This window comes from Shewanella sp. 125m-7 (assembly GCF_052977045.1).
The window spans coordinates 26,851-40,823 of sequence record NZ_JBRILQ010000026.1 but is presented as its reverse complement, the minus strand read 5'-3'; the positions used below and the strand labels follow the sequence as shown (position 1 = coordinate 40,823).

At 47.9% G+C, this 13,973-nt stretch carries 18 protein-coding genes; 3 read left to right on the top strand and 15 right to left on the bottom strand.

Annotated features, from left to right (window positions below):
* Nucleotides 1–44 precede the first annotated feature (44 nt).
* The 9 genes from ACVBIL_RS12945 to flgB are packed head-to-tail and all read right to left on the bottom strand — an operon-like array spanning nucleotide 45 to nucleotide 6,562.
* Nucleotides 45–458 (bottom strand): rod-binding protein, encoded by a 414-nt coding sequence (locus tag ACVBIL_RS12945; RefSeq protein ID WP_447167386.1) that lies wholly within the window; start codon nucleotides 456–458, stop codon nucleotides 45–47.
* Nucleotides 458–1,588, bottom strand: a complete 1,131-nt coding sequence (locus ACVBIL_RS12940) for a flagellar basal body P-ring protein FlgI (RefSeq protein ID WP_447167385.1) — start codon at nucleotides 1,586–1,588, stop codon at nucleotides 458–460. Before ACVBIL_RS12940 ends, ACVBIL_RS12945 begins: the two co-directional genes overlap by 1 nt.
* A gap of 37 nt (nucleotides 1,589–1,625) precedes the next feature.
* Nucleotides 1,626–2,300 carry a flagellar basal body L-ring protein FlgH gene (gene flgH / locus ACVBIL_RS12935; RefSeq protein WP_447167384.1) on the bottom strand — a complete coding sequence of 225 codons (675 nt, stop codon included), beginning with the start codon at nucleotides 2,298–2,300 and terminating at the stop codon, nucleotides 1,626–1,628.
* Between the two features lie 48 nt (nucleotides 2,301–2,348).
* Entirely contained in the window at nucleotides 2,349–3,134 is a 786-nt protein-coding gene (gene flgG / locus ACVBIL_RS12930; RefSeq protein ID WP_447167383.1) for a flagellar basal-body rod protein FlgG, read from the bottom strand.
* Nucleotides 3,135–3,157: 23 nt separating this feature from the next.
* Nucleotides 3,158–3,892, bottom strand: a complete 735-nt coding sequence (locus tag ACVBIL_RS12925; protein ID WP_447167382.1) for a flagellar basal body rod protein FlgF — start codon at nucleotides 3,890–3,892, stop codon at nucleotides 3,158–3,160.
* A 9-nt stretch (nucleotides 3,893–3,901) separates the two neighbouring features.
* Nucleotides 3,902–5,101, bottom strand: coding sequence for a flagellar hook protein FlgE (gene flgE / locus ACVBIL_RS12920; RefSeq protein WP_447167381.1), 1,200 nt, complete (start codon nucleotides 5,099–5,101; stop codon nucleotides 3,902–3,904).
* Between the two features lie 23 nt (nucleotides 5,102–5,124).
* The gene (locus ACVBIL_RS12915; protein WP_447167380.1) at nucleotides 5,125–5,784 is read right to left on the bottom strand and encodes a flagellar hook assembly protein FlgD; all 660 of its coding nucleotides are present in this window, start codon (nucleotides 5,782–5,784) and stop codon (nucleotides 5,125–5,127) included.
* Nucleotides 5,784–6,203 (bottom strand): flagellar basal body rod protein FlgC, encoded by a 420-nt coding sequence (gene flgC, locus ACVBIL_RS12910; protein WP_447167379.1) that lies wholly within the window; start codon nucleotides 6,201–6,203, stop codon nucleotides 5,784–5,786. Before flgC ends, ACVBIL_RS12915 begins: the two co-directional genes overlap by 1 nt.
* 8 nt (nucleotides 6,204–6,211) lie before the next feature.
* A complete protein-coding gene (gene flgB, locus ACVBIL_RS12905; protein ID WP_447167378.1) occupies nucleotides 6,212–6,562 on the bottom strand; it encodes a flagellar basal body rod protein FlgB in 351 nt (116 codons plus the stop codon).
* 103 nt (nucleotides 6,563–6,665) lie between these two features.
* Between flgB and flgA the strand changes: the two genes are divergently transcribed.
* The 3 genes from flgA to ACVBIL_RS12890 all read left to right on the top strand — a co-directional run bounded on the left by flgA (nucleotide 6,666) and on the right by ACVBIL_RS12890 (nucleotide 8,265).
* The gene (gene flgA / locus ACVBIL_RS12900) at nucleotides 6,666–7,391 is read left to right on the top strand and encodes a flagellar basal body P-ring formation chaperone FlgA (protein ID WP_447167409.1); all 726 of its coding nucleotides are present in this window, start codon (nucleotides 6,666–6,668) and stop codon (nucleotides 7,389–7,391) included.
* Between the two features lie 135 nt (nucleotides 7,392–7,526).
* Nucleotides 7,527–7,814 carry a flagellar biosynthesis anti-sigma factor FlgM gene (gene flgM / locus ACVBIL_RS12895; RefSeq protein ID WP_447167377.1) on the top strand — a complete coding sequence of 96 codons (288 nt, stop codon included), beginning with the start codon at nucleotides 7,527–7,529 and terminating at the stop codon, nucleotides 7,812–7,814.
* Nucleotides 7,789–8,265: a flagellar protein FlgN gene (locus ACVBIL_RS12890; RefSeq protein WP_447167376.1), complete on the top strand. Its 477-nt coding sequence runs from the start codon at nucleotides 7,789–7,791 to the stop codon at nucleotides 8,263–8,265. Before flgM ends, ACVBIL_RS12890 begins: the two co-directional genes overlap by 26 nt.
* 15 nt (nucleotides 8,266–8,280) lie before the next feature.
* On the opposite strand, the gene ACVBIL_RS12885 is transcribed toward ACVBIL_RS12890, so the two are convergent.
* The 6 genes from ACVBIL_RS12885 to fliE all read right to left on the bottom strand — a co-directional run bounded on the left by ACVBIL_RS12885 (nucleotide 8,281) and on the right by fliE (nucleotide 13,970).
* Nucleotides 8,281–8,694 (bottom strand): flagellar FliJ family protein, encoded by a 414-nt coding sequence (locus tag ACVBIL_RS12885; RefSeq protein ID WP_447167375.1) that lies wholly within the window; start codon nucleotides 8,692–8,694, stop codon nucleotides 8,281–8,283.
* The gene (locus ACVBIL_RS12880) at nucleotides 8,694–10,046 is read right to left on the bottom strand and encodes a FliI/YscN family ATPase (protein WP_447167374.1); all 1,353 of its coding nucleotides are present in this window, start codon (nucleotides 10,044–10,046) and stop codon (nucleotides 8,694–8,696) included. The genes ACVBIL_RS12885 and ACVBIL_RS12880 overlap by 1 nt, the downstream gene beginning before the upstream one ends.
* Entirely contained in the window at nucleotides 10,024–10,779 is a 756-nt protein-coding gene (gene fliH, locus ACVBIL_RS12875) for a flagellar assembly protein FliH (RefSeq protein WP_447167373.1), read from the bottom strand. The genes ACVBIL_RS12880 and fliH overlap by 23 nt, the downstream gene beginning before the upstream one ends.
* On the bottom strand, nucleotides 10,779–11,765 hold the full coding sequence (locus ACVBIL_RS12870; protein WP_447167408.1) for a flagellar motor switch protein FliG: 987 nt from the start codon (nucleotides 11,763–11,765) through the stop codon (nucleotides 10,779–10,781). The genes fliH and ACVBIL_RS12870 overlap by 1 nt, the downstream gene beginning before the upstream one ends.
* 88 nt (nucleotides 11,766–11,853) lie before the next feature.
* Nucleotides 11,854–13,557, bottom strand: a complete 1,704-nt coding sequence (fliF, locus tag ACVBIL_RS12865; protein ID WP_447167372.1) for a flagellar basal-body MS-ring/collar protein FliF — start codon at nucleotides 13,555–13,557, stop codon at nucleotides 11,854–11,856.
* A 74-nt stretch (nucleotides 13,558–13,631) separates the two neighbouring features.
* Complete coding sequence (gene fliE, locus ACVBIL_RS12860) at nucleotides 13,632–13,970, bottom strand: flagellar hook-basal body complex protein FliE (RefSeq protein ID WP_447167371.1); 339 nt, start codon at nucleotides 13,968–13,970, stop codon at nucleotides 13,632–13,634.
* Between the last annotated feature and the right edge of the window lie 3 nt (nucleotides 13,971–13,973).

The following is a 13,973-nucleotide window of genomic DNA, read 5'->3' as shown; positions in this document are numbered from 1 at the left end:
CCTTATCTCTATCGCTTTAAATGAGGGCTAATCAGCAGCGCCATTTACTCTTGCGGTTTCGTCATAAATGGCAATATTAAAGCGGGTTGCATTGCAACTGTATTGGGAGTGCCATTCGATTGATTATTAGAGGCGACCGTCTCGGGACTAGACTTAAGTGCGACAGACAATTGTTTTGCCATCACACTAGCAAGACCTGTACTTTGCATCTGGCTTAAGCGGCCAGCAAGTTCGGCATCATGCCAATCGCGATACATGCCGTCATTCTGTGAAGAAAGGGGGCTATCTTTGTCGGCCATCACATCTGAGGCCGATCGCATCTGTTTTAATACGGTTTGTAGAAACTGAGCTTCAAACTGTTGGCTGACGAGTTTTAATGCACCATGCTCGCCATTGGCTTTAATCAAATCACCGGCATTTAGTTGATTTAGGTAGCTGTGGTTGTTGTCTAATTTCATTAGATCACCACCAATTCAGCTTCGAGTGCACCTGCTTCATCCAGTGCTTGTAAGATAGACATGAGATCCATGGGTGATGCACCCAGGCTATTGACCGCACGCACGACATCATCGAGGGCTACACCCTCTTCCCAGACAAACATATGACCATTTTCTTGATCGATATCGACAGTGCTGTCGTTAGTGACAACAGTTTCGCCTTGAGCTTGGCCTAAAAAGGCGCCATTGGGTTGGCTTACGTTCTGTTGCTCGACGATAGAGACAGTCAGGTTGCCATGGCTAACCGCCGCTTTACGTACCACCACGTCGCCACCCATGACCACGGTACCTGTGCGACTATTAAATACCACGCGAGGAGACTTGCGCCCTTGCTCGATTTGCAGCTCTTCGAGCATGGACATAAAGGTGACTCGTTCGCGGTTGGTGCGGGGAGCTCGCACCATGACCTTGGCGTTGCTATCGGCTTCAGCGACACTCGGACCAAATAGTTCGTTAACGGCCCGCTCAATGTTACGCGCCGTCTTAAAGCTAGGCTGTTTTAGGTTTAGCACGATATGTTCGGTTTCATTAAAATTACTTGGCATCGATGCTTCTAATAACGCTCCGTTGGGAATAGTACCCACTGTAGGAATATTGACCGTCACTGAGCTGCCATTTCGCCCTTGTGCTGACACGCCACCAACGACTAAGTTGCCTTGAGCCACGGCATAAACCTCGCCATCGACGGCGCGTAGCGGCGTCATTAACAGGGTGCCGCCACGCAAACTTTTAGCATCACCCAGTGATGACACGGTAATGTCTAACGTTTGTCCAGGGCTTGCCAGCGGTGACACCGTGGCTGAAACCGCGACCGCGGCAACGTTCTTTAACTTGGGATCGGTTTTATCATCGATTTGCACCCCAAACTGTTTCAGCATATTCACAACGGATTGGCTGGTAAATTTGACCTGATTCTTATCACCGGTACCATCTAGACCGACGACGAGGCCGTAACCTACGAGTTGGTTATCACGAATACCTTGCACATCGACAATATCCATTAAATAGCGGTGCTGAGCCTCGGCCTGAACGGGAAGTAATGGCAGCAAAGCCAGTAGCATGCTGGTCATAAAGAGGGCGATTTTTTTCATTCAAGTAACCTTGATTTTTGAATATGCAAGCAGAAGATCATAGTGGAAACCACGGGCTATTAAAGTAGCGAGATGCCCAGCCCATACGGTTACTGTCAGTAATCGCACCTTGACCGCCATAGATAATACGAGCATCGGCGATACGCTGTGAAGAGATGGTGTTATCGTTGCCAATATCATCAGTACGAATGAGTCCGAGCAAGCGCAGGTACTCATCACCTTGGTTAAGTCTGAGCCATTTTTCGCCACGAATTAATAGCGCGCCATTGGGCAAAACTTTAGCGACGGTTACTGTGATGGAGCCTGACAGCTGGTTTTGCTGAGTGCTCGATCCGGTACCACTAAACGAGCTACCTAAGTTGGCTTCGCCGCTGCCAGCGATACTGTTTGTGCCTGTAGTGCCTTGACCATCAAGCGATAAGCCTGTGTTTTTATTGGTCTTAGTGTCGGCGCTTTTGCTCGAATAGGTCTTCTCATCTAAGGCGACAGTCAGAATGTCGCCTTCGCGAAATGCACGCTTATCTTTGAATAGTGTCAGCATAAACCCAGGGCGGTAAGCACTACCGTCTTTGGCATCTGGTAAGCTGTAATCTATTTCTGGCGGCGCCCATTCTGGCTTTCCTGGTTTGGTATCAAGCTCAGGAATGTGTGAGATACAGCCAGATAAGAGTAATACTAAGCCTATCCAAAATCCTATCCAAAGTTGTTGCATGGTGATCCTTTTCGAGTCCTAACGTTGAAGCAATGGATAAAGCGCTGATTACAGCGCTTGGTTTAGGAACTTAAGCATGTCGTCAGAGGCCGACACCACTTTAGCGTTCATCTCGTAAGCACGCTGGGTCGAAATCATCTCGACCATCTCTTCAACCACGTTAACGTTAGCGCCTTCAAGTGCCCCTTGGCGGATTTGGCCTAAGGCTTCATCGCCAGCAATCCCTTCAATCGCACCGCCTGAGGCACCCGTTTCACGGTATAAGTTGTTACCACGTGCTTCTAAACCCGCTGGGTTGGTAAAGTTAACTAGGGTGATTTGGCCTAGCTCTTGTGAATCAGCTTGACCCGCCATCTGGGCTGAGACGATACCGTCAGAAGCAATCGTCACTGTCTGTGCTTCATCTGGAATTTGGATATTAGGCACTAAAGGCAAACCTTGAGAGGTCACCATTAAGCCTTCGCTGCTGCGGTAGAACTGTCCATCTCGGGAAAAGCTCACATCGCCATTAACTTCTTCGATTTGGAAGAAGCCCTGACCTTCAATCGCAAGATCTAGCTGTTGATTGGTTGTCAGCATGTCGCCAGGCGTAAACACCTTTTGCGTGCCCGCAACGCGAGTACCTGTACCTAGCTGTAGACCTGCAGGCAGTTCATTTTGCTCATCAACTTGGCCGCCAGGTTGGCGTTGCACCTGATAGAAAAGGTCATTAAAGGCGACACGGTCACGTTTAAAGCCTGTGGTGTTAACGTTTGCCAAGTTGTTGGCAATGGTAGTCATCTTAGTATCTTGGGCGGTTAAGCCTGTTTTACTAACCCATAAAGCTGATTGCATCGAATGTGTCCTTAAAAAATAGTTTACGCGTCACGTAGTAAGCGGTTACCCGCTTCAGCGAGCTTTTCAGCGCTCTTCATCAGTTTGACTTGCACCTCAAACTGGCGGCTTAAATCCATGGCGGCGATAAGCTCACCCACGGCTTGGACGTTACTGGCTTCTAGAAAGCCGCTGCTAACCGTCACGTCTTCACTCGCGGGTAAAGGTTGACGGTCTTGCGGGTAAAGCAAACCGTCCAAGCCTTTGCTCATTGTTGCTATGTCTGGATTAACCAGCTTGAGCTGGCCAACTTCTTCGATAACACCATCGGCGTCGGCAATAATGCTGATCCGGCCGTCATCGCCAATGAAGAGTTCACGATACTCTGGCAGCACAATAGGGCCCGCTAGTCCCGCGACAGGGCGACCATCTAAGGTCAGCTGGCCGTTTACATCGGGAGTCATGGCGCCTGCACGGGTATAACCTTCACCTTCGGCTGTCATTACCGAGAACAGGCCTGCCCCGTTGAACGCCAGATCGAGATTGCGGCCTGTCGGGTTTAAAGTGCCGCTTTGTCGACTGAAGCCACTGCCTTGTGTCTGAGCCAATACGCGAGTCTGCAAGCTATCGCCGATAGGGTTCACTACCATAGAGTTGACTCGTTCAAGATCGGCCTTAAAACCAGTGGTGTCAGCATTGGCTAAGTTATTTGCGCGTATCGCCTGCGCTTCCATTACCCTAGTCGCGCCACTCGCCGCGGTATATAGCATTCTGTCCACGGATTATTCCTAGATTGCGTTCAACAAGGATTGCTGCATTTGCGAGTTGGTATCCAGCACTTTGGCATTGGATTGATAGTTACGTTGCGCTGTCATCAAGTTAACCATTTCGGCAGTTTGGTCGACGTTAGAGCCTTCAAGATAACCCGCGCTGAGTCCCCCTAGGGTGCCAGTGGTTGGCGTGCCAATAATCGGTTGGCCAGCGGCATTGCTTGCCGTCCACGCGTTATTGCTGGTCGGTGTTAAACCGTTCGGGTTGCTAAAGTCTGCGAGTACGACTTGGCCTTGTATCTGCTCTTGACCGTTGGTGTAGGTACCAAACAGCATGCCGTTATCATCAATACGAATACCGTTTAGCTCGCCTGAGGTGTAGCCATTTTGATTTAGGCTTGAGTTGTTATAGTCAGAGGCGTATTGGGTGCTCTTGTCGTAAGTTAACGCAAGGTTCATCGCTGACGCACCGGCAGAGGCGGCGATGTTTAGTGTGATGTCGTTACCGTTTATAAGCATACCGTTAGTATCAAACTCTAATGTATGGCCGGCAGCTGGCGTTACATCAGTATCGCCCATTTTATAATGTACAGACCAAGTGTTATCGGTCGTTTTAACATAATACTGGGTCAGAGCGTGTTCATTACCGAGTGAGTCGAAAGCGGCTATGGTGCTAGAAGAGTGATAGGTTGTGGCATCATCAGAATCGAATGGGTTAGTGGCTGGATCGATCACTTCAACTCTAGCATCTAAGTTAGAGATCAGGCCAATGGTCGAGGTTGCTTTGGCTGAAAGAGCCCCTGTTTGCACCTGTAGATCGCTGACGTTGCCGTTCTGTAGATTGCCTGTTGCACCTGTGCTGTAGCCTTGCAGACGGTTACCTGCTGGATCAGTAATATAGCCGTCAGCGTCTTGGTTAAACATGCCGGCGCGAGCATAGCTGGTGCTGCCGTCTTGGCCGCTTAATACGAAGAAACCATCGCCCTGAATACCCATATCTAATTGACGACCTGTATAGGTTAAGCTGCCACCCATAGAAAAATTTTGGCTGGTGGACATTACGTTAACGCCGCCAGCTTGGCCGCCATTATAGATGGCTGAAAACTCACTGCGACCACTACGAAAGCCGACCGTTGATGAGTTAGCAATGTTATTACTGATCGTGTTGAGGTCTTGAGTAGTTGCTTGTAGACCACTTAGTGCAATATTGAACGACATGGAGATTATCCTTTACTAACGCGTTATGAGACTTCAGAGATTTCAAGTACAGAGATGGTGCCTAGGCCATTGCCAAGTTCTGCCATCATCATTCCTGATGCACTGATAAAGTGAATTTTTTCGATTTCAGCCTTGATAAAAGTATCGGCTGTCGTGGTTACATCACCGGCTGTGGTATTGGCAACTAAGCTGTATTCGCCCTGTGGTAGCTCTAGAGCAGTAGGATCGATGCTAAAGGTAGAATCTCCCGCTTCTTGTGGGCCTAGCTCTATGGTCTTAACCACATCGCCACTGTTATCGACGATGTCGATACTGAGATTTTCAACTGAGTCTTCTAGATACACCTTGCCATCGAGCGCGGCATCATCAAGAGTGAAGTCTGATGCGGGTACCATGGCATTTTTGCCCACAAGCTGAGCAGATTGCACGATGCCAAGGTTTTCCATCATGACCATTTGCATCGACTGATTGGTGCGCATGTGCTCTAAGCTTTCGACTTGTGAGAATTGAGCAAGTTGTGAAACATACTCAGTACCATCGATAGGATTGGTGGGATCTTGGTTTTGGATCTGTGCAATCATCAATGTCATAAATTCATTTTTGATTGAAGCGGCATCATTACCCGGAGAGTTTTGTATAGCACCGGTGTTACCGCTGTTGTTACTCACATCTGTTACATTCATTATTTGTTTCCTAGTTGCAGTAAACCTTGCTGCATTGAGCGAGCACGGTTCATCACTTCAACACTGGTTTCAAATGAGCGGCTTGCAGCCATCATGTCAGCCATCTCCTCTACAGTATTGACGTTGGAGTAGGCGACATAGCCTTGCTCGTCGGCAAAGGGATGGTTGGGCTCGTAACGCATATCGAGTGGCGCATCGCTTTGTACTATGGCTGAAACTTCGACGTGTGCTCCAGCCAGCTCTCCCTCTTGGGTTTGCTTGTAAATAGTCGAGAACACAGGCTTTAACGCGCGAAATGCTTGTTCCGGTGTCTCGGCAGCTGCGCCAGCATTAGCAAGGTTACTGGCAACGGTATTAAGGCGAATGGTTTGGGCATTCATGCCTGCACCAGCAATTTGATAAATTTCTGCGAATGACATAGTTGTGCTTATTTACCTTCAATGGCGGTACGTAAGCCTGAAATCTTCATGTTGAGGAAGGTCAGGCTCGTTTGATAATCCATGGAGTTCTGTGAGTATCTTGCTTGCTCTAAGCTTAGCTCTACGGTGTTTTGATCCGCTGATGTTTGGTGAGGAATACGGTAACTAACTTGGTATTCTCCATTAGGGGTTACCCCTGCATTGAGCTGAGTCATCACAGTATTAAAGTCCAGATCTCTGGCTTTGTAGCCAGGAGTTTCAGCATTGGCCAAATTACCTGCCAGCATTTTGCTACGCTCGACTCTGAAATCTAGCGTCTGGGGGTGAACACCTAATGCGGCATCGAAGTTGATAGCCATTGAAACTCCTAGTATGGTATATGTTGTTTTTTATTTTTCCTTTCTATCCAAATTATGTGCCAAAATGCTTAACTCATACTTATCAGTCACTTATGTCTTTTTGATGTCTAGGGTGGGAACCTCAACTTCCTATGTCTTGCTTATACTTTCCTGCCTATTTCCGCATCATGCCCTCGCACAGGAAAATACGGGTGCAACGGAACAACTCAAACAGGAAGTGAGCCGGTTACTTGCTAGAGAATTGACTCAGTGGCAAAAGCAGATGGGGATAAAGCAGCTAAATACCGACATCAACATCAGGGTGCCATCTGGGGCAAAAAGGTTAGATGTTTGTCAATCAGATTTGAGTATCGATAGCGGTGCAATTCCTTTGGGTAATGTGCAACGTAAAGTGACCTGTGAGTCACAAGGGTGGAGCTTGTATGTGCGCGCCTCTGTTGTGGTAAAGGCAAAAGTTCCAGTGACCAATCGGCTACTAAAGCGGGGTGAACATGTTTCGATTGCTGATATTGAGTGGCAAGTTATTAGGCTGGATGCGTCTGATCGAAATGTGTTGGCACAATTGGATGATATTCTGGGGCGTAAAGTGGTGAGAAAAATTCGTCGCCATCAGGCCATCAAGTCACAGCAGTTAGATGACCCGCAGTGGATTAATATTGGTGACCGAGTCATTATTGAGGCGCGCAGCAATAGCTTTTACGCCAATATGCCCGGCGAAGCGCTTGAGGGCGGGGGCAAGGGAGATGCGATTAGAGTGAGGAACTTAAGCTCGGGTAAAATTATATCTGCTTATCCTATCGCGAAAGGGCGCGTGGCGACTCTGTTTTAACTTGTGAGCGGTGGCTGACATTGTAAATATTGCTGCTGAAGCCGATAATCTTTTGCCAAATAAATGGCGTTAATTTCAGTTGTGTTGTCTTTCTGTCGCCCTAGTTATTTTATAGGCGTATTTAATGGAGCCAGTATGGAAATTAATAAAATTAACAGTACGATAAATACTGAAATGGGCACGAGTCGGAGTAAAACGCATAGTTTCTCTCAACCTCAGCAACCTCAGACTGTTGTCGTCAAAAAGCCTCAAGCGGAAGTCAGTGATGACTGTAAGCTTATCGCGCATAACCAGCCGCAACTTGAGCAGTTACCCGATGTTGATCAAGAAAAGGTCGCTGAAATCCGTCAATCACTGATTGATGGTAGCTTCGAGATTGATATCGCGAAGATGGTTGATGCCATGGTACAGCAGCATGGTTAAGCCTGTTAGCCAGAACAATAAGCGAGAGCTTGTTATAGGGGTGGTGCTGGGGGTTCGGCAAGATATTGATGGTTATCGTCAACTGAAAAGCCTATTGAATCGTCAGCGTGAACTGATGCAACGTCGCGATAATCAAGGTCTTAATGAGCATAACAAGCTGCAATCTAGCTTATGCAATAGCTTGATGATTAAGGCGAGCGATAGAGGACAGATGTTGCAGGACTTGGGCTTTGCGGGGAATGCTAGTGGTATGCTGGCGTTAATAGCAAGGCTGCCTAAAGCCTCTTCTGAGCAGGTCGCCACTCTTTGGAATCGCTTACTTTCTTTAGTCAAAGAGAGCAAGCAGATTAACGAAGACAATGGCAAGTTATTAGTTGCACAGCAGGAGGTGATTAGTCAGCTTTTAAACCGTAACAACGAGGTTGCAATTGATTACGGGGATCTGCGATAAAAGGATGTTTGTCGCCTAAGTTGTAGCGTAACGGCCTGCAAGATCATCTAATTGCTTTTGCTCTTGTCTGTCTAGTTGATGCTGTTGTTCTTGTTTTCGTTCTTGGTAAAGCCACTTGATTCCTTGCTGGCGACCTAATTGACGGCGCCACAGGTTATCCATTCTTTGATGCTCTTGTTGTAAAAGAAGTTGCTTACGTATCAATTGCTTCTGCATCGGTTCGATGACTTGGATCATTTGAGCGCTATTTTGCAGCATCATTGCCGTTCCCCCAGTCACACTAAGCTGAGTGTAATCGGTCACCATTTGGCTTAAGAGTCGCTTTTGCTGTTCAATGTCATTGATTCTCGTCTGGGCGTTATTTCGCTGCAGACCTAGCTGGCCGAGCTTTTTTTCCTCTTGTTGACATAATATGAGTAGCTGTTTCATTACGCTTCTCTACTCGACAAGGAGTACCCCATATTGCTGACCAATTGTGCTAAGGCTGTGATGCTATGAGCGTGATCGGCTTGTGAGTCGGTACTTTGACGTAAAAATTCTGCCATTTGAGGATAAGCTTTCACCGCCATATCCATCTCAGGATCGTGACCCGCTTGATAACCTCCCAGTGGCAATAGATCTTTAACCTCGTTATAACGGCTATTTAGGTGACGAAACCATTGCCCTTGCTTTAGGGTGTCTTCAGTCGCGACTTTAGTCGCTAATCGACTCACTGACGCGCCAATATCGATGGCGGGGAAATGCCCCTTTTCGGCGAGTTTGCGGCTTAATACAATATGGCCATCTAAGATTGCACGAGCAGAGTCGGCGATGGGGTCTTGCTGATCATCACCTTCGGTTAATACGGTATAAAACGCGGTAAGGGTGCCCGTAGGGTGCTGACCATTACCCGCCATCTCGACTAAGCTTGGCAGCTGAGCAAAAGCTGAGGGCGGATAACCTTTGGTCGCTGGTGGCTCGCCTAAACTCAGCGCAATCTCACGCTGGGCCTGAGCATATCGAGTTAAGGAGTCAACCAGCAGTAATACTTGCTTGCCTTGGTCGCGATAGGTGGTGGCAATATGGTGGCATAAACGCATTGCGCGCATTCGCATCAGTGGTGTTGTATCGGCTGGGGCGGCAATGACAACTGCTCGCTTGCGTCCCTCTTCACCCAATGATTCGTCGATAAACTCTTTGACCTCTCGGCCACGCTCACCAATCAGACCAACCACGACAACATCAGCTTCTGTAAAACGGGTCATCATCCCTAGCAGAACACTCTTACCGACACCTGAGCCAGCAAAAAGACCTAGGCGCTGGCCACGGCCAATAGGGAGTAGGGCATTGATGGCTCTTATCCCAACATCCAATGGTTCGTGAATGGGTTTACGCATTAACGGGTTGATGGGTTTATGTTGTAGTGGCACATGAGGCAGATGCTTAATGCAGCCGAGTCCATCTAATGGCTGACCTAATCCGTCGAGCACGCGGCCAAGTATGCCTAAGCCTGAAGGAATAAGGCATCGGCCTTCAATTGGCATCACTCGAGCACCAGGCATTAGCCCCGAAGCGGCTTCGATAGGCATTAAGCAGAGGGTATCTTTGTAGAAACCGACCACTTCAGCCTCTACTAGCTGTTTATCACGACATTCTATGTGGCATCGATCTCCTGTGCCTAGCTGGCAACCGACCGCCTCGAGTAACAGGCCGTTGACTCGAGTGAGTCGTCCGTAAACTTGAGCGACAGGAACCTTAGGCCAATCTAAAATGTCGGCGTTAAATTTCAACGTCAGCCTCATTCGTTAAGCTAGCAGCTTCAATCGGGGTCTCATTAAGATGAGCCTGAACTTGAGCTAAACAGCTGTTGAGACGTGTTTCAACCGATGCATCTGCATCAGAGGTGGCGCTGACAATGCGGCAGCCGCCGGCGCTGATACTCGAGTCTGCAACGAGCGTCCAATGCTTAATCTTGTCGGCTGCCAACTCTTTAAGCTTGTCTACTGCACTTGGCTCAAGATGAATTTTGACCTCTGTCGGATCATCTGGCAGTGCGCTTAATGTCTCTTCAACCAAATTTAAGATCTGTTGTGGTTGAAGTGTTAGTTCACAGCGGATCACCTGTAAGGATACTCGGCGAATGAGATCTAGGATCAGTGTTTGCTGTTGCGCTATCTGTTGGCTATGGCCTTCTTCTAGTAGTGACTTTAGCGCGCCTAAAGGGGCGATAAGACTATTAAGCTGGTCATCGATATTATCTTTACCTTTTTGCTGACCCTCAATGCGCCCTTGGTTGAAGCCCACCGCATGGCCAGACTGGCGTCCCTCTTCTATACCGGCCTCAAAGCCGGCTTGATGGCCTTTTTGTACGCCATCATCATAGCCTTTATCGAAAGCCTGCTGAAAATCTTGCCAACTCATTTCCCCTTGTTCGGCATCGGTTTCAGGGGCGATTAGAGGAGAAAAGCGGTGGCGACGAGCATGATCACCTATGAGGCGCCAGCGTGGGTCGGAATTTTTGATTTCAGTACTCATTATTCAACTACCTGCTCTTCAAACAGTTGTAACTCAATCTCACCTTCGTCAGCCATCTGCTTGGCGATTTCCATGATCTCTTTACGTGCCGCAATGGCTTGACTCAATGGCACGGTACCAATGGCTTCCACCTGAGTTTCAATGGCGGATGACATACGTTTAGGCAGGGCTGTGAGTAGGGTGGTTTTCAGTTCAGCATCGATACCTTTGAGTGCAAGAGCCAATACATCACTAGGGACTGTTGCCATGATCTCTTGCAGTGTTTCTTGTTTCTGTCGACCTAGAATGATGAAGTCGAACATGTTGTCGGTAACATCATTGGCTAGTTGCTTATCGTGCAACTTGAGCATTTCCATCAGCTGTTCTCTATCGCCATTGAAACGGTTCAATATGTCAGCTACTTGGCGAACGCCGCTGATCTGCGTATGGCTCTTTTCCATAGCCATCAGCATGCAACGCTCAACTAATTGACGAAGCTCATCAACCACTTCTCTGTCTAGATCGCCGAGTTGAGCAATGCGCACCAGTACTTCATCTTGCCCCGATGCAGGCAGCCCCTCTAGAACCAGAGCTGCGTTTTCGGCGGGTAATAGTCCCAATAGCACAGCTTGTAGCTGACAGTGTTCGTTGGCAATCTCTCGTGCCAATAACTGCGGATCGACCCATTCTAAACGTTTGACTAAGATTTTAATCTCGTCGCCATAGATACCATCGATTAACCCTTTTGCGACTCGATCGCCTAAGGCGAGGTCTAAGGTTTTTTGAAGGTAGGAGCGTGAAGCTCGTGCGATACCAGATTGTTCCTGATAGCGTTTGAAAAAGCGCCCCAGTACAGCATCTGCCTCATGTTGAGTAATACTAGAAAGGCGTGCCATTTTATGGCTAAGGTGCTGTACGTCATTGCGGTCTAAATGAGCCATGACCTGTGCGGCACCTTGTTCTCCCATACTCAGCAACAACATCGCTGCTTGATCCAGATTATCCATCTTAATTACGAGTTCACTATTATTCACTGTTGCTGTTACCTATCTTCAAGGCTAATTTATATTCGGGTTGCAAGATGTACGATTTGGCTTAATCTCTCTCGGTATCGCCAATCCAATGGGCAATTACCTCGGCAACACGTGCAGGCTCTTGATTAGCAAGCAAGGTGAGGTGTTCCATCTTGACCGCTAAAGGAGAGCTCGCTTCTGGCAGGCTGACATCGCCGCTCCAGTTGATATCGCTGCTACTCTGGTTGGCTCCGATTAATTGATCAGCCATAGGCTGTGCATTATTAGTGGCTTCAAGTTTGGTTACAGCCGCCTGTGCCGATGGCAACGTTGCTTGCACTGGCTCATCACCACTTTTTAAGTTGTGCTCAACCGTTTTAGTGAGGTGCTTAACGAGTGGACGTAGCACGAAGAAGATCATCGCTAGGCCTAATAGCGCACCGATAAAGTAGCGTAAATAGGTTTGATAGCTTTCACCCTGCCACCATGGCATGGGCTCGAACACAGCGATGTTCATGGGCGCAAAGTCAAAACTATTGATGCTAAATTGGTCGCCGCGCGCCGCAGAGAAGCCAATCGAATCCTGTACCATGCTGCTTAATTGATCTAATTGAGGCTGAGTCCAGCCAGCTTCTCCGCCAGATTGCTTATTGACTAACACTGATACCGACAAACTTTCTAATTGCATCTGTTGATAACGCGTGTGTCTAACAGAGCGGCCAGTATCGAATTGGCGGCTCTCTTGTGAGTTTAAGTTGCGGCGAGCATTACTATCTTCTGCTTCTGCGGCTGGGGGCTGATTGCTGAGCGCTCCCGGAATACCCAGAGCCATATCGCTATTGGTTTCATTGCTGGTGACGTTTTCTTTGGTTACGACAGCGACTGGATCCAGAGACTCTTTGGTTTCTTCTACTTGGTTGAAGTTCACTGTTGCAGCAACTTGTACTTGGAAATGTTCGCGTCCTAGAATAGGCAGTAGCATGCTTGAAGCACGATCAATTAAGCTTTGCTCTAACTCTTGGGTGTACTTTAGCTGGCGGTCTCGTGCCTGAGTGATATCTTTATTAACACTAATTGATGAGCTTAAGTGGTTACCCTCTTGATCGACAACTTGTACTCGATCGGGAGTCATACCGGTAACGCTACCAGCGACTAAGTTGACGATAGACTCAATCTGTTCCGGTTGAATATTGCTACCGGCATAGAGTTCAAGCATCACAGAGGCTGTGGGTAATTCAGGTTGCTGACGAATAAATAGGGTTTTTTTAGGGATGGCCAAATGGACTCGAGCTGTTTTAACTGCTTTGAGTGCCATAATCGTTCGTGATAACTCACCCTCTAAACTATAGCGGTATTTAGCCTGTTCCATAAACTGGCTTGTGCCTATGCTAGAGTTTTCGAGAGACTCCATTCCTGACGGTACCTTAGCCTTAACGCCTCGGGCGGCTAATAGCATGCGGGCGGCGCCGAGTTTATCTTCAGTCACCAGTATCAGTCCGCTGTTAGCGTCGATACGATAGCTAATTCCTTCCGCTTCAAGTACCTCGATAATTTGTGAAGTTTCAACGCCTTCTTGGTCACCATATAAGGGACGGTAGCCTTGGCTAGCACTCCACAGCATCAACACAATGACGCAAGCGGCAACAATAGCGAGTACGGCTAATATCGCCACCTGACGGTCGCCTCGATTAAATTGTTGCCACTTTTGTTTTAGTGAATTAATGGGGTTGTTATTGACACCAACATTCGTTGCGGCGTTGCTGGTTTGAGTCAATGTTGCTGGCATGCTTTAGTTATCCTTCCTCAAAAATAGCACTTGAGTTTTTGGGTCGTAATGGTTATTAAATTAGACTGTTATGATCAGACTGGCATCTTCATAACTTCGTCAAACGCTTGTACTAAACGATTTCGAATTTGGATCATGGAGGAAAAAGCGAGTCCCGCTTTTTGCGAGGCCACCATGGCGCCGACTAAATCGCCGCTCTGGCCTGTATCTACCGCTTTCATTAGGGCTGCCGATGCATTTTGATCTGAGTTGACGGCGGCAACTTTATTTTTCATCAATTCAGTAAATGAGGGTGCTTGTAGCCCAAAATCTCTTGGATTAGGCGTGACGCTTATCGCGCCTTTTGCCATCTCTGAATGGATATTTAGCTGCTGCATCATTAACTGAGCACTGGCTATATTGGCATTTGACATATA